The sequence below is a fragment of the Janthinobacterium sp. GMG1 genome, from assembly GCF_034427795.1.
Classification (GTDB): Bacteria; Pseudomonadota; Gammaproteobacteria; order Burkholderiales; family Burkholderiaceae_D; genus Janthinobacterium.
Window position 1 is genome coordinate 384,429 of the sequence record NZ_JAXQNT010000004.1, and the last position, 18,457, is coordinate 402,885.

General features: G+C 61.7%; 20 protein-coding genes. 14 read left to right on the forward strand and 6 right to left on the reverse strand.

The window, feature by feature from the left end; genetic code table 11:
• The first annotated feature begins 8 nt into the window (after window positions 1–8).
• The 8 genes from SJI03_RS13605 to SJI03_RS13640 all read left to right on the forward strand — a co-directional run bounded on the left by SJI03_RS13605 (window position 9) and on the right by SJI03_RS13640 (window position 7,474).
• Window positions 9–1,028: an aldo/keto reductase gene (locus SJI03_RS13605; protein WP_322427517.1), complete on the forward strand. Its 1,020-nt coding sequence runs from the start codon at window positions 9–11 to the stop codon at window positions 1,026–1,028.
• Complete coding sequence (locus tag SJI03_RS13610; protein ID WP_199534427.1) at window positions 1,025–1,867, forward strand: amidohydrolase family protein; 843 nt, start codon at window positions 1,025–1,027, stop codon at window positions 1,865–1,867. The genes SJI03_RS13605 and SJI03_RS13610 overlap by 4 nt, the downstream gene beginning before the upstream one ends.
• Window positions 1,864–2,193 (forward strand): L-rhamnose mutarotase, encoded by a 330-nt coding sequence (locus SJI03_RS13615; protein WP_099378868.1) that lies wholly within the window; start codon window positions 1,864–1,866, stop codon window positions 2,191–2,193. The genes SJI03_RS13610 and SJI03_RS13615 overlap by 4 nt, the downstream gene beginning before the upstream one ends.
• Before the next feature lie 21 nt (window positions 2,194–2,214).
• The gene (locus tag SJI03_RS13620) at window positions 2,215–2,970 is read left to right on the forward strand and encodes an SDR family oxidoreductase (protein WP_322427518.1); all 756 of its coding nucleotides are present in this window, start codon (window positions 2,215–2,217) and stop codon (window positions 2,968–2,970) included.
• Between the two features lie 21 nt (window positions 2,971–2,991).
• A complete protein-coding gene (locus tag SJI03_RS13625; RefSeq protein WP_322427519.1) occupies window positions 2,992–3,858 on the forward strand; it encodes a fumarylacetoacetate hydrolase family protein in 867 nt (288 codons plus the stop codon).
• An 81-nt stretch (window positions 3,859–3,939) separates the two neighbouring features.
• Window positions 3,940–5,472 (forward strand): sugar ABC transporter ATP-binding protein, encoded by a 1,533-nt coding sequence (locus SJI03_RS13630; protein WP_322427520.1) that lies wholly within the window; start codon window positions 3,940–3,942, stop codon window positions 5,470–5,472.
• A gap of 19 nt (window positions 5,473–5,491) precedes the next feature.
• Complete coding sequence (locus tag SJI03_RS13635) at window positions 5,492–6,466, forward strand: ABC transporter permease (RefSeq protein WP_070257549.1); 975 nt, start codon at window positions 5,492–5,494, stop codon at window positions 6,464–6,466.
• A gap of 54 nt (window positions 6,467–6,520) precedes the next feature.
• Entirely contained in the window at window positions 6,521–7,474 is a 954-nt protein-coding gene (locus SJI03_RS13640) for an ABC transporter substrate-binding protein (protein ID WP_035825547.1), read from the forward strand.
• A gap of 15 nt (window positions 7,475–7,489) precedes the next feature.
• On the opposite strand, the gene SJI03_RS13645 is transcribed toward SJI03_RS13640, so the two are convergent.
• Complete coding sequence (locus SJI03_RS13645) at window positions 7,490–8,389, reverse strand: LysR family transcriptional regulator (protein ID WP_322427521.1); 900 nt, start codon at window positions 8,387–8,389, stop codon at window positions 7,490–7,492.
• 98 nt (window positions 8,390–8,487) lie between these two features.
• Between SJI03_RS13645 and SJI03_RS13650 the strand changes: the two genes are divergently transcribed.
• Window positions 8,488–9,555 carry an SDR family oxidoreductase gene (locus tag SJI03_RS13650; RefSeq protein WP_322427522.1) on the forward strand — a complete coding sequence of 356 codons (1,068 nt, stop codon included), beginning with the start codon at window positions 8,488–8,490 and terminating at the stop codon, window positions 9,553–9,555.
• Here the strand turns inward: SJI03_RS13650 and SJI03_RS13655 are convergent.
• The 3 genes from SJI03_RS13655 to SJI03_RS13665 form a co-directional block, all read right to left on the reverse strand.
• The gene (locus SJI03_RS13655) at window positions 9,542–10,558 is read right to left on the reverse strand and encodes an SMP-30/gluconolactonase/LRE family protein (protein WP_322427523.1); all 1,017 of its coding nucleotides are present in this window, start codon (window positions 10,556–10,558) and stop codon (window positions 9,542–9,544) included. The genes SJI03_RS13650 and SJI03_RS13655 overlap by 14 nt on opposite strands.
• Before the next feature lie 76 nt (window positions 10,559–10,634).
• On the reverse strand, window positions 10,635–10,877 hold the full coding sequence (locus SJI03_RS13660; RefSeq protein ID WP_322427524.1) for a hypothetical protein: 243 nt from the start codon (window positions 10,875–10,877) through the stop codon (window positions 10,635–10,637).
• A 5-nt stretch (window positions 10,878–10,882) separates the two neighbouring features.
• Window positions 10,883–11,632, reverse strand: a complete 750-nt coding sequence (locus tag SJI03_RS13665) for a hypothetical protein (RefSeq protein ID WP_322427525.1) — start codon at window positions 11,630–11,632, stop codon at window positions 10,883–10,885.
• Between the two features lie 274 nt (window positions 11,633–11,906).
• Between SJI03_RS13665 and SJI03_RS13670 the strand changes: the two genes are divergently transcribed.
• The gene (locus SJI03_RS13670; RefSeq protein ID WP_322427526.1) at window positions 11,907–12,149 is read left to right on the forward strand and encodes a hypothetical protein; all 243 of its coding nucleotides are present in this window, start codon (window positions 11,907–11,909) and stop codon (window positions 12,147–12,149) included.
• Between the two features lie 47 nt (window positions 12,150–12,196).
• Here the strand turns inward: SJI03_RS13670 and SJI03_RS13675 are convergent, their stop codons facing one another.
• On the reverse strand, window positions 12,197–13,351 hold the full coding sequence (locus tag SJI03_RS13675) for a sensor histidine kinase (RefSeq protein ID WP_099400910.1): 1,155 nt from the start codon (window positions 13,349–13,351) through the stop codon (window positions 12,197–12,199).
• 330 nt (window positions 13,352–13,681) lie between these two features.
• Between SJI03_RS13675 and SJI03_RS13680 the strand changes: the two genes are divergently transcribed.
• On the forward strand, window positions 13,682–15,283 hold the full coding sequence (locus tag SJI03_RS13680) for a sensor domain-containing diguanylate cyclase (protein ID WP_322427527.1): 1,602 nt from the start codon (window positions 13,682–13,684) through the stop codon (window positions 15,281–15,283).
• A gap of 478 nt (window positions 15,284–15,761) precedes the next feature.
• On the opposite strand, the gene SJI03_RS13685 is transcribed toward SJI03_RS13680, so the two are convergent.
• Entirely contained in the window at window positions 15,762–16,274 is a 513-nt protein-coding gene (locus SJI03_RS13685; protein ID WP_322427528.1) for a hypothetical protein, read from the reverse strand.
• 199 nt (window positions 16,275–16,473) lie between these two features.
• Between SJI03_RS13685 and SJI03_RS13690 the strand changes: the two genes are divergently transcribed.
• The 3 genes from SJI03_RS13690 to SJI03_RS13700 all read left to right on the forward strand — a co-directional run bounded on the left by SJI03_RS13690 (window position 16,474) and on the right by SJI03_RS13700 (window position 18,455).
• The gene (locus SJI03_RS13690; protein WP_322427529.1) at window positions 16,474–17,319 is read left to right on the forward strand and encodes a hypothetical protein; all 846 of its coding nucleotides are present in this window, start codon (window positions 16,474–16,476) and stop codon (window positions 17,317–17,319) included.
• Between the two features lie 14 nt (window positions 17,320–17,333).
• Complete coding sequence (locus SJI03_RS13695; RefSeq protein ID WP_322427530.1) at window positions 17,334–17,786, forward strand: hypothetical protein; 453 nt, start codon at window positions 17,334–17,336, stop codon at window positions 17,784–17,786.
• Between the two features lie 207 nt (window positions 17,787–17,993).
• The gene (locus SJI03_RS13700) at window positions 17,994–18,455 is read left to right on the forward strand and encodes a penicillin-insensitive murein endopeptidase (protein ID WP_099378882.1); all 462 of its coding nucleotides are present in this window, start codon (window positions 17,994–17,996) and stop codon (window positions 18,453–18,455) included.
• The last annotated feature ends 2 nt before the right edge of the window (window positions 18,456–18,457 follow it).

An 18,457-nucleotide genomic window follows, 5' to 3' on the forward strand; every position in this document is an offset into this window, starting at 1 on the left:
CCGGGTTCATGGATGCCACACAAATGCGTACCCTGCCGCGCGGCGGCTTGTCGCTGCCCTGCATCGGCATGGGCTGCGCGCCGCTGGGCGGCTTGTACCAGGCGGTCAGCGATGCGCAGGCGCGCGCCACCCTCGATGGCGCCTGGGATGCGGGCGTGCGCTTCTACGACACGGCGCCGTTCTACGGCTACACCCAGTCCGAACACCGTCTCGGCGCGGCGCTGCGCGAGCGGCCCCGCAACGAGTTCGTGATCAGCACCAAGGTCGGACGGCTGATGCGGCCCGACGCCAGCGTGCGCCCCGGCGACGATGGTTTTGCCGCGCCGCTGCCGTTCCGTCCCCATTACGACTACACGTATGACGGCGTGCTGCGTTCGCACGACGACAGCCTGCAGCGGTTGGGGCTCGAGCGCATCGACATTCTGTTCGTGCACGATATCGGCAAAGCCACGCATGGCGAACACGATCAGCAATACTGGCGCCAGTTGACGGACGGCGGCGGCTTTCGCGCGCTGGACCAGCTGCGCGCCAGCGGCCAGGTGAAGGCCGTGGGCCTCGGTGTCAATGAATGCGAGATCGTGCTGCGGGCCATGGCCGAATTCGACCTCGATTGCACCCTGCTGGCCGGCCGCTACACCTTGCTGGAGCAGGCCTCGCTGTCGCCATTGCTGGACCTGTGCGTGGAACGCGGCAACGCCATCGTCATCGGCGGCCCGTTCAACTCGGGCGTGCTGGCCGGGAACGGTAAATTCAATTACACCGATGCGCCGGCCGCGATACTCAAGCGCGTGGCGTGCCTGGACGCCGTCTGCCGTGACTTTGGCGTGCCCTTGCAAGCCGCGGCCCTGCAGTTTCCACTTGCCCATCCGGCCGTCGCTTCCTGCATCCCGGGCGGCCAGAACCTGGCGCAGCTGCGGCAAAATCTGGACTGGTTCGCCACGCCGCTGCCCGACGCCCTGTGGCTGGCGCTGCGGGACGCGGACTTGCTCGATGCGCGCGCGCCGCTGCCTGCGGGAGTGGCCGCATGATGCGCATCGACGCCCACCAGCACTTCTGGCAGCTGGCCGCGCGCGCCGGCAGCTGGCCACCGCCATCGCTGGCCGCCATCCACCGCGATTTTGCGCCCGCCGACCTGGCGCCCTTGCTGGCCGCGCACGGTATCGCTGGAACGGTGCTGGTGCAGTCGCTGCCCTCGGTTGCCGATACCGACTACCTGCTGGCGCTGGCGGAACAGAACAGTTTTATCCGCGCCGTCGTGGGATGGAGCGATTTGCTGGCGCCTGACGCAGCGGCTGCGATTGCCCGCCTGGCATCGCAGCCGAAGCTCAAAGGCTTGCGGCCCATGCTGCAGGATCTCGAAGACGATGCCTGGATCGCCAATCCGGCGCTGGCGCCAGCTTTGAAGGCCATGGTGGAACACGGTCTGCGGCTCGATGCGCTGGTGCTGCCGCGTCACTTGCCCGCGCTGCTGCATTGCGCGCGCGATTATCCGCTGCTGCCCATCGTGATCGACCATGCAGCCAAGCCGCCGATCGCCGATGCCGCCTTCGGCACATGGCGCGAAGACATGGCGCAGCTGGCCACGCTGCCGAACGTGCACTGCAAGCTGTCGGGACTGGTGACGGAAGCGAAACCCGGCTGTAACGTGGACGACTTGCGCCCCTATGTCGCACATGTGCTGGAAGTATTCGGCCCCCGGCGCGTGATCTGGGGCAGCGACTGGCCTGTGGTGGATCTGGCCGGCGGCTATGCGGCGTGGCTGGCGGCCAGCGAGGCGCTGCTGGCGCATCTGGGGCAAGAGGACAGGGATGATATTTTCGGCCTCAACGCATTGCGCTTTTACGGCATCAGTCAGGAAACGCCATGAAAAAAATGGGCATGGTCATCGGCATCGCGCCGGAGCGCATCGCGGAATACAAGACCCTGCATGCCGCCGTCTGGCCGCAGGTGCTGGCAAGGCTGGCAGCCGCGCATGTCAGTAATTATTCGATCTTCCTGCGCCAGCCGGAAAACCTGCTGTTCGGCTACTGGGAATACCACGGCGAGGATTTCGAAGCCGACATGGCGGCCATTGCCGCCGACCCGGAAACGCAGCGCTGGTGGACCTTTTGCGCACCGTGCCAGGAGCCGCTGGCCTCGCGCGCCGAAGGCGAGCACTGGGCGATGATGGAACACGTATTTCATATGGCTTAGGCCCTAAAAAAAGGAGACAACATGACCGCCAGACTACAAGGCAAAATCGCCCTGCTCACCGCCGCCGGCCAGGGCATCGGCCGCGCCACGGCCGAAGCGTTCGTGCGCGAAGGCGCTACGGTAATCGCCACCGATATCAACCAGGCCCAGCTCGACGTGCTGAAAGAGGCGACGGGCTGCGCCATCCGCCGGCTCGACGTGACCGATGGCGCGGCAATCACCGCGCTGGCCGACGAGATCGGCCCCGTCGATATCCTGTTCAACTGCGCCGGCTTCGTCGACGGCGGCACCATCCTCGACTGCGACGATGCGGCGTGGGACCGTTCCTTCGACATCAACGCGCGCTCCATGTACCGGCTGATGCGTGCCGTGCTGCCTGGCATGCTGGCCAGGGGCGCCGGCTCCATCGTCAATATGTCGTCGGTGGCGTCGAGCGTGAAGGGCGCGCCGAACCGTTTTATCTACGGCACCTCGAAGGCGGCCGTGGTAGGCATGACGAAATCGGTGGCGGCCGATTTCGTCACGCGCGGCATCCGCTGCAATGCGATCTGTCCCGGCACCATCGAGTCGCCGTCGCTGAAGGAACGCATTGCCGCGCAGGCGGCGGCGACGGGCTTGAGCGTCGATGAAGTGCAGGCCGCGTTTGTCGCCCGCCAGCCGATGGGCAGAGTGGGCAGGGCGGAGGAAATCGCCGCGCTGGCCGTCTACCTGGCTTCCGACGAATCCGCTTTCACCACCGGCATGACTCACGTCATCGATGGTGGCTGGTCCAATTAATTACAACAACGAGAGACACACATGAAACTGATGCGTTATGGCGCCAAGGGCGCTGAAAAACCTGCACTGATCGATGCTGACGGCGCCGTGCGCGACCTCTCCGGCGTGCTGTCCGATATCACGGGCGAGACCCTGGGCAAGGATGGCCTGGCAACCCTGGCCGCCATCGATATCGCCAGCCTGCCGGTGGTGGACCATCCCGGCCGCATCGCGCCGCCGTGGAAGGGCGTGGGCAAGTTTCTCTGCGTGGGACTGAACTATGCTGACCATGCGGCCGAATCGGGCATGGCCGTGCCGGCCGAGCCAGTGCTGTTCATGAAGGCCACCAGCGCCATCATCGGCGCCAACGATGCCGTGGTGATGCCGCAGGACTCGAAGAAAAGCGACTGGGAAGTGGAGCTGGGCGTGGTGATCGGCACCACCGCGCGCTATGTGAGCGAAGCCGATGCGCTGTCGTACGTGGCCGGCTACTGCGTTGTCAATGACTTGTCCGAACGCGAGTACCAGCTGGAGCGCGGCGGCCAGTGGGACAAGGGCAAGGGCTGCGATACCTTCGGCCCGATCGGCCCCTGGTTGGTCACAAGCGACGAAGTGGCAGACCCCCAAAACCTGGGCCTGTGGCTGGAAGTGAACGGCAAGCGCGTCCAGGATGGCAATACGAGAACCATGGTCTTCGGTGTGGCCAACCTGGTCAGCTATATCAGCCGTTTCATGACCTTGTACCCGGGCGACATCATCAGTACCGGCACGCCACCGGGCGTGGGCATGGGGCAGAAACCATCGGCCGTGTACCTGAAGCCGGGCGACACCATGCGCCTGGGGATCGAAGGCCTCGGTGAGCAGAAGCAGACCGTGCATGCGTGGAATCCGCAACTGATCGACGGTTAAACCAGTAGCAGACCGGCGTGCCGCCAAGGTGCTCAGACATCGGCGCGCCGGCCTATGGCAGTGGAGTGGAGGAGACACACCATGAATCAATCCGAAGAGATACTGGCGCTGAACAAGGTCAGCAAGCGCTTTCCCGGCGTGCTGGCGCTCGATAACGTCAGCTTCAGCCTGCGCAAGGGCGAGGCGCATGCGCTGTGCGGCGAAAACGGCGCCGGCAAGTCCACCCTGATGAAGGTGATGAGCGGCGTGTACCAGGCCGACGAGGGAGAACTCGTCTACAAGGGCAAGGTGTGCAGTTTTTCCTGCAGCGTGGATGCGGAGGCGGCCGGCATCGCCATCATCCACCAGGAACTGAACCTGATCCCGCACCTGAGCGTGGCGGAGAATATTTTCCTGGCGCGCGAACCGGTGCGCGGCATTTTTATCGACCGTAAAAAAATGCGTCTTGATGCACAGGCGCTGCTGGACCGGCTCAAGCTGCGCATCGATCCGCGCCAGCTGGTCAAGAACCTGTCCTGCGCGCAGCAGCAGATGGTGGAAATCGCCAAGGCCCTGTCGCTCAATACGGAAGTGCTGATCATGGACGAACCGACGTCCTCGCTGACGGAAAGCGAGACGGGCCAGCTGTTTGACATCATCAATGAACTCAAGCGCAATGGCGTGAGCGTGGTCTACATCTCGCACCGGCTGGAAGAGATGCAGCACATTATCGACAGAGTGACGGTGCTGCGCGACGGGAAATTCGTCTGCACCGACGATTTTGCCGCCACCACCCTGGACGCCATCGTGGCAAAGATGGTGGGCCGCACGCTCGATGAAAAATTTCCCGACCGCGTCTCGACACCGACCGCCGACGTGCTGCTGCGCGTGACCGATTTGCACCGCAAGGATGTCTTCGGCCCGTTGAGCTTTGATTTACGGCGCGGCGAGATCCTCGGCTTTTCCGGCCTGATGGGCGCGGGGCGCACGGAAGTGGCGCGCGCCATCTTTGGCGCCGATCCCCTCACCAGCGGCGCGATCCACCTGGGCGACATGGCGGTGACGATCACCAGTCCCATCGACGCCATCGGCCACGGCATCGCCTATCTGTCGGAAGACCGCAAGAGCCACGGCCTGGCGATCCGCATGTCGGTGGCGGCCAACCTGACCCTGACGAATGTATCGGGGCTGGCGAACCGGTTCGGCTTCATCGATTTCGCCAGGGAAGAGGCGGTGGCGCAGCAGTACATCGCGGCGCTGGGCATCAAGACGCCGACCTCGAAACAGATCGCGCGCAACCTCTCCGGCGGCAACCAGCAAAAGATCGTCATCAGCAAATGGCTGTACCGCGAATCGAAAATCATCTTCTTCGACGAACCCACGCGCGGCATCGACGTGGGCGCCAAGTTCGCCATTTACCAGCTGCTCGACAAGCTCGCGTCGGAAGGCATCGGCGTGGTGCTGATCACGTCCGAGCTGCCCGAGATCATGGGCATGACGGACCGGGTGGCCGTGTTCCATGAAGGGCGCATCAGCGGCATCGTCAATACGCGCGAGTCGTCGCAGGAAGAGATCATGCAGTTGGCGTCGGGGCGCGTAGTCAGTCCCACTCCTGGCCAGGTGGCAGCCCATTAAAAACAGAAAGCTTAAAAAAATGAACAAAGAACTGATCCAAAAATTCGCCGCGCTGGGCAGCCTGTCGCTGTTGCTGCTGGTGTTCTCCCTGACCAGCAACGCCTTTTTCTCCGTCAGCAACGGCATGAGCGTGGCCTTGCAAGTGACGTCGATCGCCTACCTGGGCATTGCCGCCACCTGCGTCATCATCACGGGCGGCATCGACCTCAGTTCCGGCTCCGTGCTGGCGCTGGCCGGCGTGGCCGCCGCGCTGCTGGTGAAAAGCGGCGTGCCCGTGCCGGTCGCCATGCTGGGCGGCGTCGTGGTGGGCGCCATGTGCGGCGCCGTCAACGGCTTTTGCATCACGCAATTGAAACTGCCGCCCTTCATCGCCACCCTGGGCATGATGCTGATCGCGCGCGGCCTGGCGCTGCAGGTGACGGGCGCGCGCGCCATTTCCGGCCTGGGCGATTCGTTCGGTGAACTGGGTAACGGCGTGCTGTGGCGCATCGAGCGCGACACGGGCGGCACCTTTCCCGAAGTCGTCTTCCCCGGCATTCCGTATCCGGTGGTGCTGATGGTGGTGATCGCCGTGGCCGTCTCCATCATGCTCAGCCGCACCACCTTTGGCCGGCATATCTATGCCGTCGGCTCGAATGCGGAAGCGGCGCGCCTGTCGGGCGTGAAGGTGGGCCGCGTGACCCTGCTCGTGTACACCCTGTCCGGCGCCTTGTCGGGCCTGACGGGCTGCGTGCTGATGTCGCGCCTGGTGACGGCGCAGCCGAACGAAGGCGTGATGTACGAACTCGATGCGATCGCCAGCGCCGTGATCGGCGGCGCCTCGCTGATCGGCGGCATCGGCACCATTTCCGGCACCGTCATCGGTTCCTTCGTCATCGGCATCTTGCGCAACGGCTTGAACATGAACGGGGTATCGAGCTTTATCCAGCAAATCATTATCGGACTGGTCATCTTGCTGACCGTCTGGATCGATCAGAAGCGCAACCGCGCCTGAAGCAGCAGCTGAAAGTAGTCACACCCATAAATCTATAATTAAATGAGGACGACAATGAACACCATCAAAGCCATGTCACTCGGTCTGTTGACCGCAGCATTTGCCCTGAGCTCCAGCGCCGCCTTCGCCGCCCCGGGCGAGATCGCCGTGATCGTCAAGACGACCAATTCCAACTACTGGCAAAACGTCAAGAAGGGCGCCACGGCCAGCGCCGCCGATGCCAAGGGCTACAGCCTGACCTTCCAGGGGCCGGCCTCGGAATCGGCCATCGCCGACCAGGTCAGCATGGTGGAAAACGCCGTCACGCGCAAAGTGGCCGGCATCGTGCTGGCCGCGTCGGACCCGGACGCGCTGGTGCCGGCCCTGAAGAAGGCATGGGAAGCGAAGATTCCCGTGGTGCTGATCGATTCGCTGGTGGCCGACAGCGGCAAGCGCTATTACCAGTCCTTCCTGTCGACCGACAATGAAGCGGCCGGCGAGCAAAGCGCCAAGGCCCTCATTTCGCAGGTCGGCAAGACGGGCAAGATCGCCGTGATGTCGTACGTGGCGGGCGCCGGTTCCGAGACGGGCAGGGTGGGCGGCTTCAAGCGCTATATCGAAAAGAACTCGCAGCTGCAGATCGTCGGCACGTATTACTCGCAGTCGCAGATGGCCACGGCGCTGAACCAGACGACCGACGTGCTGGCATCAAATCCTGACTTGAAGGGTATCTTCGGCGCCAACGAGCCGACGGCCGTGGGCATGGGCCGCGCCATCGCGCAGGCGGGCAAGGCCGGCAAGGTGATCGCCGTCGGCTTCGATGGCAATGAAGACTTGAAAAACTTCGTCAAGGACGGCACCCTGTACGCGACCGCCGTGCAAGGTTCGTACTCGATGGGCGCACTGGGCGTGAAAACCCTCGTCAGCCTGATCGAAGGCAAGAAGGTCGCGCCGTTCGTCAACACGGGCGTGGTGATCGTCACCAAGGCCAATGTCGATCAGCCGGAAGCGAAGAACGTTTTATATTGAGTTGCATATTGAGTATCAGCTGATCGTCAGGCGCTGCTTCAATTCGTTGAGCAGCGTGCCGGTCTTGGTGGTCAGCTGGCGCGCCAGCGGCCACGCGAGGGACAGCGGCAAGCCTGGCGTGGCGCAGGCCGGCAATACTTCGACGATGGCGCCGCTGGCCAGGTGTTCCTGCACCAGCCAGGTCGCCTGCTGCGTGATGCCCAGGCCGGCCAGCACGGCGGCCGTCTGCGCTTCGGCGTCCCCCACCGTCAGGCGCGGATGGACCGCGCGCCGTTCCACCCCGTTCTCGCCGGCAAACAGCCACGGCGCCGCCGTGCCGTCGCCCCGGCCATACGCGATGCAGTCGTGGCCATCGAGATCCGCGATGGCCACCGGCGTGCCGCGCCGCGCCAGGTAGGCGGGTGCTGCGCAAAAGATCAGGCGCTCTTCGCCCAAGGGCATCTGCCCCAGCGTTGGCGGCCAGCTGCCGGGCGCGCCGATGCGCACGGCGATATCGATGCGCTCTTCGAACAGGTCGGCAAAGCGGTCGCTGAAGCTGATCGACGGTTGCAGCTGCGGATATTTTTCGCACAGTTCAATCAGCGCCGGCATCACGCGCATGCGGCCATACGAAGCGGGCACGCCGATGCGCACCTTGCCTGCAAGTTCGCCATCCTGCTCGGCCAGCACGTTTTCCGCATCGACCAGTTCCTGCAGCACGCGCTTGCAGGTGGCGTAATAGGCATGCCCCGCGCTGCTCAACTGCAAACGCCGCGTGCTGCGCTCGAACAGGATCACGCCCAGGCGTGCTTCCAGGCGCGCCACGCTCTTGCTCACGGCCGAGCTGCTCAGGTGCAGCCGTGCGGCCGCCCTGGTGAAGCTGCCGGCGTCGGCGGTGGCAAGAAACGGCGCGATGCCTTTCAAGTGTTCGGACATGATTGAGGAATATTTTTCATGAATAAGGCGAAATACTATCGCAGATAAGAATTTCTGTCCGCTATATCATGGTGTTTCACACAGGTATGGGAGTACGCATGAACAAGCACGCATTGATTATCGGCGCCAGCGGCGTTATCGGCAGCAATCTGGCCACGCACTTGCTGGCGCAGGGCTGGCAGGTGACGGGCGTCTCGCGCGGCCGCACGCCCGTGCCTGCCGGCTGCGCGGCCCTGTCGCTCGACGCGACGGATGGCGCTGCCGTCGCCGCCGCGCTGGCTGGCCTGGACGCCAGCCACGTCTTCTTCACAGCCTGGGCGCGCCAGGCAAACGAGCAGGAAAACATCCGCGTCAATGGCGCCATGGTCTTCAATGTGCTGGCTGCCCTGGGCCCCACTGGCCATTTGCGCCATGCGGCGCTGGTGACGGGCCTCAAGCACTACCTGGGACCGTTCGATGCGTATGGCAAGGGAGCCGTGCCCGTCACGCCGTTCCGCGAGGAGCAGGGCCGTCAGGACGTGGAGAACTTTTACTATGCACAGGAAGACCGGCTGTTCGAAGCGGCCGCGCAGTATGGTTTTACGTGGAGCGTGCACCGCCCGCACACCATCATCGGTTACGCGCTGGGTAATGCCATGAACATGGGCCTGACCCTGGCCGTGTATGCCAACTTGTGCAAGGCCGGCGGCCAGCCCTTCGTCTTTCCCGGTTCAAGCGCCCAATGGCACGGCTTGTCCGACATGACGGACGCGGGCCAGATCGCCCGCCACCTGGCGTGGGCAGCCGACAGCCCCGCCGCGCGCAACGAGGATTTCAATATCGTCAATGGCGACGTATTCCGCTGGAAGTGGCTGTGGCCGCGCCTGGCCGCGTATTTCGGTGTCGAGGCGGCGGACTTGCCCGAGGCGATGGCGCCGCTGGCCGACCGCATGCAGGACGCGCCCGCGCAGTGGCGCGCCATCGCGCAGCAGCATGGCCTGGTGGAGCTGGATGTCAGCCGCCTCGCTTCCTGGTGGCATACGGATGCCGACCTGGGGCGGCCGATGGAAGTGATGACGGACATGGGCAAGAGCCGCAAGGCGGGCTTTCTCGATTATCAGGATACGCCCGATGCCTTCTTCAATCTGTTCGAGAAGTTGAAGGCGGAGCGCGTCATTCCGCGCTGACGGGTTCCGTGGCGACCGGTGGCGGGGCTGCTGCTGCTGCTGCTGCTGCTGCTGCTGCCGCCGCATTTGCCTTATGCTGCTGCGCCCGCTGCCATTCCAGGCCAGGGCGGTCGACGCGGAATTGCAGCAGCCGTCCCTGCACTACTTCCGTCACATACGCCGTGCGGCCATCGGGGCCGCCGAAGGTGATGTTGCTGGGCTTGGCGCCGGGCACGCTGATTTCGCGCAGGATGCGTCCCTGCGGCGACAGTTTCACGACGCTGCCCTTGCCGTAGCGCGTCACGTACAGGTTGCCGTCGACGTCCACGCGCATGCCGTCCATGCCGAAATCGTCGAACTTGATCAGCAGGCGCTTGCCGCTCAGGCTGCCATTGGCGGCGATGTCATACATCCAGATATTGCGCTGCACGCTTTCATTCACATACAAGATCTTGCCGTCGGGACTGACCTCGATGCCGTTGGCCGTGCCCATGGTGTCGAGCGCCAGGGTCACCGTGCCGTCCTTTGCGATGCGCCACACGCGGCCCGTATTTTCCTTCCAGTTCGGGTCGCTCGCATACAGCACGTCATCGGCCGTGATGGCGATGTCGTTCGGCTGCGTCATGCGCGGTTCGCGCGCGTGGATGGTCAGCGCGCGCGTGGCCGGGTCGACCAGGTAGATCGTGTGTTCCATGTAGTCGGCAAGGTACATCTGCCCGCGGCTGCCGAAGCGGATGCCGTTGGCGATGCTGGTGCCGGGCAGGGTCAGGTACACCTCGCCAATGCCGCCGGGGCTGACCTTGCCGATGGTTTGCTGGCGCGCAAAGTTGACGGCATAGATATTGCCATCCGCATCCACGGCCGGGCCTTCGATGCCCTTGGTAAAGGAATGCGCGGGCGTGAGCGTGGTGGCGAGGAACAGCGTTTCGTGCGCGGGCTGGCTGGCGCAGGCGGACAGGCTGGCCAGCGCGGCGGCCAGCACGGCCGTGCGCAGCGATGGCAGGGCATATCGGGATTGGTGCATCAGTGTTCTCTGTATGGCAAAGGTGGCGTATGTTACCCGACACGCGCAGACGGAGGCGCCGGGCTAGGCGGCCACCCTAGGCAGCCACCACAACGAGATCGGGGAAGTCGTCCTGCCAGCCATCCCACTCGTCTTGCAGATGGGCGTGCATGCCGGTCCGGTCTTGCGCCTGCTCAAACGTGTCCGCGCTGGCCAGCAGGAAGCGGGCGATGGCGCGCAAGGTGGCCGGGTCGGCCTGGATGGTCACGTCGGAACAACGTTTGGGACGTTCTGCGGCCTCGTCTTGCAGATAGCAGTGCAGCGATAAATGTGTGGTCATGAGGTTCAGTTGTTGATGTAGGCGCCCAGCATGGCGTGTGTGTTCAGTGCGGCGCGGGCCGCTTCCAATTCCCCGGGCTGCAGGTGCCAGAAGATCCAGCCGGCATGCTCTTCGCAGCGGCCATACGCCTGCATTGCGTCGCGCAGGGCTTGTCGGCGCTCGGGCGGCAGCGCATCCAGTCTGGCTTGCGTAAAACCATTGATGGGATATACATCGCGCAGGTGCGAGTCTTGCAGTCCGCGCCGCTTGATGGCGGCCCAGTTATTTGCGGGGCAAGGAATGCCAAAGGTCATCGGGTGGGCCTCGTCGAGCTGCCGGTAGCCGAGTGCGTAGCCGGTGCCATAGCCCTGCGTTTCAGCGTAGCAGTACACATATTCGCAATGCTCGAATAGACCGGGTATGGCCCGCGCAGCGTCGAACAAGGGCGCCAGCGCAAGCTTGCTGGCACGTATGGCCAGCACGAACAACGAGCCCGATGAATACACGACAAGCGCGTCGCAGTTGGTGGTCTCGTCGGCTTCGTCGGGCGGCACGATGCGCGGTGAAAACAGCTCGATGCTGTCGGTCTCTGGCGCAAACAGCATCTTCTCGTAATTTCGCTGTGAGAACTTGACGACCTTGCCGCGCTTGTTGCCATAGCGCTCGACGGGTTCGCCGATGTATGCGAACCAGGCAAACAGCTGCGCGCTTGCCGCGGCGGCGATGAAGGGGCTATCTTTCTTGAATTCGCCTACCAGGAAGTGATATTGATCCATGTGTCGTCAGAGTAAATGGGCAACGCGCATGATGCCATGCGCGGCCCCCCTGTGCCTAGCGCGCACGCGAGGAATGGTGCTGGCCATGGATGCATGGTGGCGGTGCCGCGCGGGCGAGATGGAAAAAGATGCGCGACTGGACGGCGCAATGGCCGGGTTGAGGCGTATGATGGAAATACAGATGTGGTTGCCGCAAGGCCGTGCGACCGGCACCGGCCGCACATCTTGCAGGTTTTTTTCGTGGTTTTGGCAGCAATGACAACGAGGAGACATCATGGACAAACCCGAATTCATCCTGGCCGCCAAGGCCATGGAAACGCTGGAGATGTATCAAATCTTTTACGGCCACTCCAGCGAATACCAGGCGCACCAGCAGGAAGTGCTGAAACTGCTGCGCCACAAGGGCGCCTCCCTGCTCGTTTCCGAGCATGGCCCGGCGAAATTTTTACTGGCCTTTGCCGATGCGCTGGAAGCGGCCAGCTTGCCGGGCGAGTATGTGCCGCTCAGCCGCAGGTAGGGCGGGCCTGTCCCGGCAGAGGATGAATATCTCTGCCGGGATAGCGCCTAGCCGCCGTTCCCTCTGTCGTTCAGCGATACCCTGGGCAGGCGCACGGTAAATATCGTGCCGCTTTCCAGGCTGGACTCGGCGCCGATGGTGCCGCCGTGCGCGCTGGCGATTTCACGTGCGATAAACAGGCCCAGGCCGATACTGGTGGCATTGGGCGCCTTGTGGTCGTCGGAAATGGCAAGCTGGACCAGTGGATCGAAAATGCTCTTCAGCGACGCTTCCGGGATCTGGCGGCCGAAATTCTTCACTTGCACCACGGCCGTATCGGCATCGCCGCAGGCCGTGATGGTCACCGGCTGATCATCGGTCCGGTATTGCGCGGCATTGTTGAGCAAATTGGAAAACAGCTGGGCCAGGCGGGCCGCATCGAAGTCGCCGATCATCTCGCCCGTGGTACTCAGTTCGAACTTGCATTGCGGGTGAGCTGCCGAGGCATCCTCGACGGCCGTCTTGCAGATTTCCCCCAGGTCGCCCAAGGCGGGCGAAATGGGCATGTGTCCGCCCAGCTGCGTCCTGGCGAACTCCAGCAGATCGTTCACCATGGTTGTCATGGTCGCCGCGCTGCGGGCGACCCGCGCACCGATCTGCACCGTGGAAGCGGAGGTCGCGCTCGGCCGGCTCAGCAGCGCACCGGCCATCGTCATCGTGCTCAGCGGGCTGCGCAGATCGTGGCTGAGTATGGCGAGAAAGGTATTGCGGGTGCGGTCGCTCTGCTGCGAGTAGCGTATGGCCGACTCCTGCAGCGCCTGGTCTATCGCTTCATTGAAGCGCAAGATGTCGTCCGTTGCCGTTTTCGTCGTCACCGACACCTGTGCCATCCACAGTCGCAGAACGCTGGCCCGCATGGCGCGAAATTCCGCCGTCAGTTGCGGCAGCGTGAAGCCGATCTGCTGGCGCAGGGAGCCATGCGTGGCGGCGGCCGTTTCCTTGCCCGTAATTTCCGATACGCCCGTGGTCGATTTCTTTTTTCGCTGCGCCGCGTTCTCGATGACGTCCATGTCGCGCACGATGGTTTCGAGCATCTGCTTCGCATGATCGCGCAATTCCGCTTTTGAGATGGCGGCGCCAGGAATGGGGAGCGACCTGGCGAAGAGTTCCCACTCTTGCAGGATCGGCTCCAGATGGCCGCTAATAAAGCGCGATAGTTTCACGGAGGACCAATGCGTTGATGGAAGAGGAGCCAGTGTACGCTGTTGAGGCGGGGATGGGGGATTGCTTCCCTGTGCTGGGTGTTATCTACGTGTGACCCGGAGCCATGGCGTCAGACATGTCCTTGCCAACGGCCCCTTGACCCTGAAAGAAATCTTGCGTTCATGCGGTGTAGGTGGCTGGAATTGCGGTATCGCAAACAATAGCGAGTTGGAACCGGATTCATCGATGCCATGGCGGTAACTTTTTTATATCGTGTTTGTGACGATGTGTGAGTATGTCGCCACCTATTTGGCGCACACTCTGCGGCATATCAATTCGGGAGTGCCTCCATGCTCAGGTCACGCAGCTTGCCGCCACGATTGCTGGGAGCTGGCTTCCGTGGCTTTTCCCTGCTGCCGCTGGCCATCTCATTTGTCGTGCTGGTGTGCCTGTCGCTGCTGGCGATCCAGTTATGGATGACCTTGCGGGCACGGGAAGTGCAGCTGAATGAAGCGGGCCGTGAAAGCGCCAATCTGGCGCAATCCGTTGCGCAGCATGCCTATGACACCATCAAGGAGGCCGATACGGTGCTGGTCGGACTGGTGGAGCGGGTGGAAACAGACGGTGTTTCCGATCTTGAATTGGCCCGCATGCACAAATTGCTGGTCACCCGTGTCACCGAGCTGCGCCAGTTGCACGGCATTTTCATCTATGCCAGGGATGGCAGCTGGCTCGTGAACTCGCAGAAAACGCTGTTGAGCAATCTGAATAATTCTGATCGGGATTATTTCAACTACCATCGAACGCATGAGGACCGGGGGCCGTATGTCGGACCTCCCGTGCGCAGCAAATCAACGGGGCACTGGATAGTCACTGTGTCGCGGCGAATCAACATGCCTGACGGAAGTTTTGGTGGCGTGGCTCTGGCGACCATCGACATGAATTATTTCCGGCAGTTTTACGAACGCTTTTCGATAGGAAAAAAAGGCGCCATTTTCATTGCGAATGGAAAAGGGATTCTTTTATTGAGACGGCCCTTCGATGAAAGTTTACTGGGGCGCGATCTTTCGCAATTTCCCGTGTTTCATGATTATTTGCCCAAAAGTCCCGTTGGCACGGCAGTGATCAAGTCGCGAGTCGATGGCGTGACGCGTATCAATAGCTATCGAAGAATCGAGGAATACCCACTGGTGGTCTCTGCCGCATTGTCACAGGATGAAGTGCTCGCCGAGTGGCGTCTCGACATGATTTTACAGAACGCGGTGGGGGGCGTGTTGGTACTGCTGATTGCCTTCATCGGATACCGCGTGGTGCGGCAAATCGATTTGCGTGTCAAGAGCGAAGCGGGTTTGCTTGAAGCGCGCAATGAACTGGAATTGATTAATGAAACCCTGGCCCGCCTTGCCAACCAGGATGGCTTGACGGGGCTGGCGAACAGGCGCCACTTCGACCAGTCGCTGCTTGCCGAGTTCAGCCGTGCGCAGCGTGAAAATAGTGCTCTGGCACTCGTGTTGATCGATGTCGATTTCTTCAAGCAATACAACGATATCTATGGCCATGTGGCTGGCGACGAGTGCTTGAGAAAAATCGGCAAAGTGGTCGGCTACAGCATGCGCAGGCCGGGCGACCTTGCGGCGCGCTACGGTGGCGAGGAAATGGTCATTTTATTGCCCGGAACGGATCTGCCGGGTGCCTTGGCGGTGGCGGAAGGCGTCCGCCAGGCCGTGCAATCGCTGGGCGTCGAGCATAGTGGCAATCCCCTTGGCGTAGTGACGGTCAGCGTCGGCGTGGCGGCTTTCATGCCGACGCACCTGGAAAATCAGGCGGTCGAGTTGGTTGAACTCGCTGACAAGGCACTCTACAGGGCAAAGGCATCGGGAAGAAATCAGGTCTGTTATGAATCGTCTTGCGAGCCTGCCGAGCAGGCCGCGACTGCTTTTGCATTTCGATAGCCATTTTTGAAGGTGGAGGAGCGGGCCGTACTCGTCGCTACTGCGCGCCGGCGCACTGAGACATGCCTTCGTTTTATCCGCGGCAGGCAGAGCCCGGTTTAGCAGATCGCTCCATACATCCCTTTTCCCGTACGCAGGTCGAGTCCGAAATAGCATTCGTATGCTGTCCCTTTTGTATGAACGCAGGTAATATCTCCCCTGCGCCGCTCCCGGTAATCCGCTGAGGAGCTGCAGGCCTGTTCCTGCTTCACATCTGGTCCGATCTGAGCAAACAGTTCCCTTGCCAATTCCCCTTTGACCATGATTGCCACTTTCCGGTCGTTTCGCGTGGGCGGTAGCATGTCGGACAGCGTTCCGCCATAGATCTGATAGTCACCACGCAAGGGGCGTGGTTCGCCAGTCCATGCCGGCGGCTTGTCCGCGGCTTGCGACGGCGAGAATAGAGCGAGCGCCATGGTGCAGCATGCAAGCCGAGTATTCATCCATGCTCCCTGATTTCAATATGAAGATGGTCGTCGTGCCCTTGCAGAGAGCGGACGCGCCCACCGGCAATTATTTTTTGCACCTCGCCATCGTTAAAGAAGACCTTGGTGATCATAGGATGCTGCAAAAACAGTCGTATCAATTTGATGGTGGCGTTTCGGTCATACACGTCATCAAAGCGTGACACGCGTGCGGACTGGCCTTCCAGCCTGTCCTTGCGTATGGGGCGTATATCCATTTCAAGGCCTTTCCGATGGCTCACATGTTTGTCGTACCCTAACCCTTCCGCGATACTGATATTCCCGATGCCAAATTTCCGATCATCAATTGCCTGCCATTCACGTTCGATGTAAAAGATCAGGGATAGCAAGCTGGGGTGCGCATATTGGGCCATATGGCCGGAATGCGGCATCCGGTGTAGATTGCCATAGACGTAATACCCGGCACCTTCCGGAGCCTGGGGCAGGATGAAAAACCCGCGCTTGTCTCTGGGCTGAACTTCAAGCATGGTCGACTCCGCCAAGTGCAACGGTTGGGGGAGTTGGCATTGTTTCGTATTCCTTTCCACCGGGAATTGCGGTATCGCAAGCAATGGCGAGCTGGAGCGGGGTTTGCCCGTTGCTCTCGGCGGCGCGTGCGCCAGTCTAATCCATGTACAATCGGCAACATACGGATCGACGTATCCGCCCCTTCACTGCAGAGTACGCTTGAGCGTGACACAAATATTGCAAACCTGGCTGCAGGCTTGGCGGGAAGCCTTTACGTGCGTCGGCCTGGGACTGCGCGATGCGCGTCATGCGGGGCTGTGGTGGCGCTCTGCGCTGTGGTGCATGGCGGTCGTGGCGCTGTGGCTGGGACTGTATAGCTGCTTCGGCCGTTTTTTTGTCGAGCTGAGCGCCATGCTGGCGCTGGTGTCCGTCACCGGCTTGCTGGGCCTGGGCGTGATGGATGGCATCGGGACACTGGCCAACGGGCCTGCCACGCTTTCGCAGATGGGCAATATCGCCGGCGGCTTGGGCAGTGCCGCCAAAGCTCTGTTGTCGATAGGCCAGATCGCCCTGGCCTTGCTGGCGCTGGCTGGCTTTTTCTATGTGATGGTTTTTAGCGTCGGCGCCATCGGCACGGCGCGCTTGCCGTTGCGCTGGCTGTTGCTGGAGCGCGCCAAGGCTGTGGCAGCGCGCCGCTATGCCGCTTGGCAGCCGCCGGCCGGCCTGGATGCATCCTCCGCGCGCCCTGTCTGGCGGCGGCGCCTGTTGCTGCTGTTTTCCCTGCTGATTCCGGTGTGGGCCATGTGCGTGCTGATTTCGTACTTGCTGGCCTGGAATGTCCAGATGGTCTACGGCGCGGCGGCCGACAAGGTGCTCGGCGCGGAACAGCAAGCGGCGTTGCGCCGCGAACAGCGTCCGGCGATTTTTGCCCTCGGATTGCTGTTGTGTTTGCTGATGCTCGTACCAGTCCTCAATTTACTGGTGCCAGCCTTGCTGTGCAGCAGTGTTTGCCATTTGCAGCGCCGCGGCTGGCGCGCAACGGGGTCACCAATCAAGGTGGAGTGAACAAGGAGTGAACAATGAGTGAACACGCAAGACGCGGCACCCTGGAGCGCGCGATTGAAATTGCCGCCGCCATCCATGCGGGCCAGACGGACAAGGGTGGTGCGCCGTACATACTCCACCCCTTGCGCGTCATGCTGCGCGTCGCGCCCGGTGCTCAGCAGATCGTTGCCGTGCTGCATGATGTAGTGGAAGACAGCGATGGAAAAATCACCTTCGACGACCTGGCGCGCGAAGGATTTCCCCGGGAAGTCATCGACGGCGTGCGCGCCGTGACCAAGATCGACGGCGAGTCCTACGAAGCGTTCATCGCCCGCGCGGCCTTGGACCCGGTCGGCAAGGCCGTCAAGCTGGCGGATCTGGCCGAGAATAGCGATTTGTCGAGGATAGATAGGCCGACGCAGAAGGATCTGGAGCGGCTGGAGAAGTATCGGCGGGCGATGGAATATTTAAGGGGTGATGTTTTTTAACTTCGAAATGGCGCAACGCCATCGCTTCAACTGGCAACAAGTCCACCAACGTACGGATCTTTGATCCTTCGCAATGCTCAGAAAATGTATAGCGGTAAGAATTGTCGAGCGCACAGATTTCTTTGCGAGCGTGCAAGGAGTCCTGCCAAGGGGGGCATCCTGCCATTGGTTTGAGCTGAGTTCGGGATTTTACATTCAGGAGTACGCATGCTGGAATTGCAGCCAAAGGATGCACGCGGCTATTTCAATCTTCCGCAACGACCTGAAGGCGCGGGATATTACACCTACGGGACGCCGCCGAATGGCGCCGGCCAATATGCGCATCCCAAGCTGCTTTCGCTCCTGTTTTTGGTTGAGCATCAATGGCAAGGTATCGATAACCGGAAAATTGGTTTTGGAAATATCAGCCTGGCTGATGGCGCTCCCTACAGTGAACATAAAAGTCATCGAAGCGGAAAAGACGTCGACGTCCGATTGCTTCGCAAAGACAAAATGGATAGCCCTGTAACAAGGTTTGACTCTCAGTACGACCGCGATGCCACGGCCCAGTTAATCCGCATATTTTTTGAATTCAGCTTTGTCCACGTTATTTTTTTTAATGATCCCACTATTCCCCGGGTAAGACCCCTCATACGGCACGACGACCATTTTCATGTCACGATCAAGTAGCA

What these genes read in the sequence shown, in the direction of transcription:
- SJI03_RS13615 (WP_099378868.1), top strand. Translation starts at nt 1,864, where the DNA reads ATGAAAAAAATGGGCATGGTCATCGGCATCGCGCCGGAGCGCATCGCG.
- SJI03_RS13640 (WP_035825547.1), top strand. Translation starts at nt 6,521, where the DNA reads ATGAACACCATCAAAGCCATGTCACTCGGTCTGTTGACCGCAGCATTT.
- SJI03_RS13650 (WP_322427522.1), top strand. Translation starts at nt 8,488, where the DNA reads ATGAACAAGCACGCATTGATTATCGGCGCCAGCGGCGTTATCGGCAGC.
- SJI03_RS13685 (WP_322427528.1), bottom strand. Translation starts at nt 16,274, where the DNA reads ATGCTTGAAGTTCAGCCCAGAGACAAGCGCGGGTTTTTCATCCTGCCC.
- SJI03_RS13655 (WP_322427523.1), bottom strand. Translation starts at nt 10,558, where the DNA reads ATGCACCAATCCCGATATGCCCTGCCATCGCTGCGCACGGCCGTGCTG.
- SJI03_RS13630 (WP_322427520.1), top strand. Translation starts at nt 3,940, where the DNA reads ATGAATCAATCCGAAGAGATACTGGCGCTGAACAAGGTCAGCAAGCGC.
- SJI03_RS13620 (WP_322427518.1), top strand. Translation starts at nt 2,215, where the DNA reads ATGACCGCCAGACTACAAGGCAAAATCGCCCTGCTCACCGCCGCCGGC.
- SJI03_RS13695 (WP_322427530.1), top strand. Translation starts at nt 17,334, where the DNA reads ATGAGTGAACACGCAAGACGCGGCACCCTGGAGCGCGCGATTGAAATT.
- SJI03_RS13680 (WP_322427527.1), top strand. Translation starts at nt 13,682, where the DNA reads ATGCTCAGGTCACGCAGCTTGCCGCCACGATTGCTGGGAGCTGGCTTC.
- SJI03_RS13605 (WP_322427517.1), top strand. Translation starts at nt 9, where the DNA reads ATGGATGCCACACAAATGCGTACCCTGCCGCGCGGCGGCTTGTCGCTG.
- SJI03_RS13665 (WP_322427525.1), bottom strand. Translation starts at nt 11,632, where the DNA reads ATGGATCAATATCACTTCCTGGTAGGCGAATTCAAGAAAGATAGCCCC.
- SJI03_RS13635 (WP_070257549.1), top strand. Translation starts at nt 5,492, where the DNA reads ATGAACAAAGAACTGATCCAAAAATTCGCCGCGCTGGGCAGCCTGTCG.
- SJI03_RS13670 (WP_322427526.1), top strand. Translation starts at nt 11,907, where the DNA reads ATGGACAAACCCGAATTCATCCTGGCCGCCAAGGCCATGGAAACGCTG.
- SJI03_RS13660 (WP_322427524.1), bottom strand. Translation starts at nt 10,877, where the DNA reads ATGACCACACATTTATCGCTGCACTGCTATCTGCAAGACGAGGCCGCA.
- SJI03_RS13610 (WP_199534427.1), top strand. Translation starts at nt 1,025, where the DNA reads ATGATGCGCATCGACGCCCACCAGCACTTCTGGCAGCTGGCCGCGCGC.
- SJI03_RS13700 (WP_099378882.1), top strand. Translation starts at nt 17,994, where the DNA reads ATGCTGGAATTGCAGCCAAAGGATGCACGCGGCTATTTCAATCTTCCG.
- SJI03_RS13645 (WP_322427521.1), bottom strand. Translation starts at nt 8,389, where the DNA reads ATGTCCGAACACTTGAAAGGCATCGCGCCGTTTCTTGCCACCGCCGAC.
- SJI03_RS13625 (WP_322427519.1), top strand. Translation starts at nt 2,992, where the DNA reads ATGAAACTGATGCGTTATGGCGCCAAGGGCGCTGAAAAACCTGCACTG.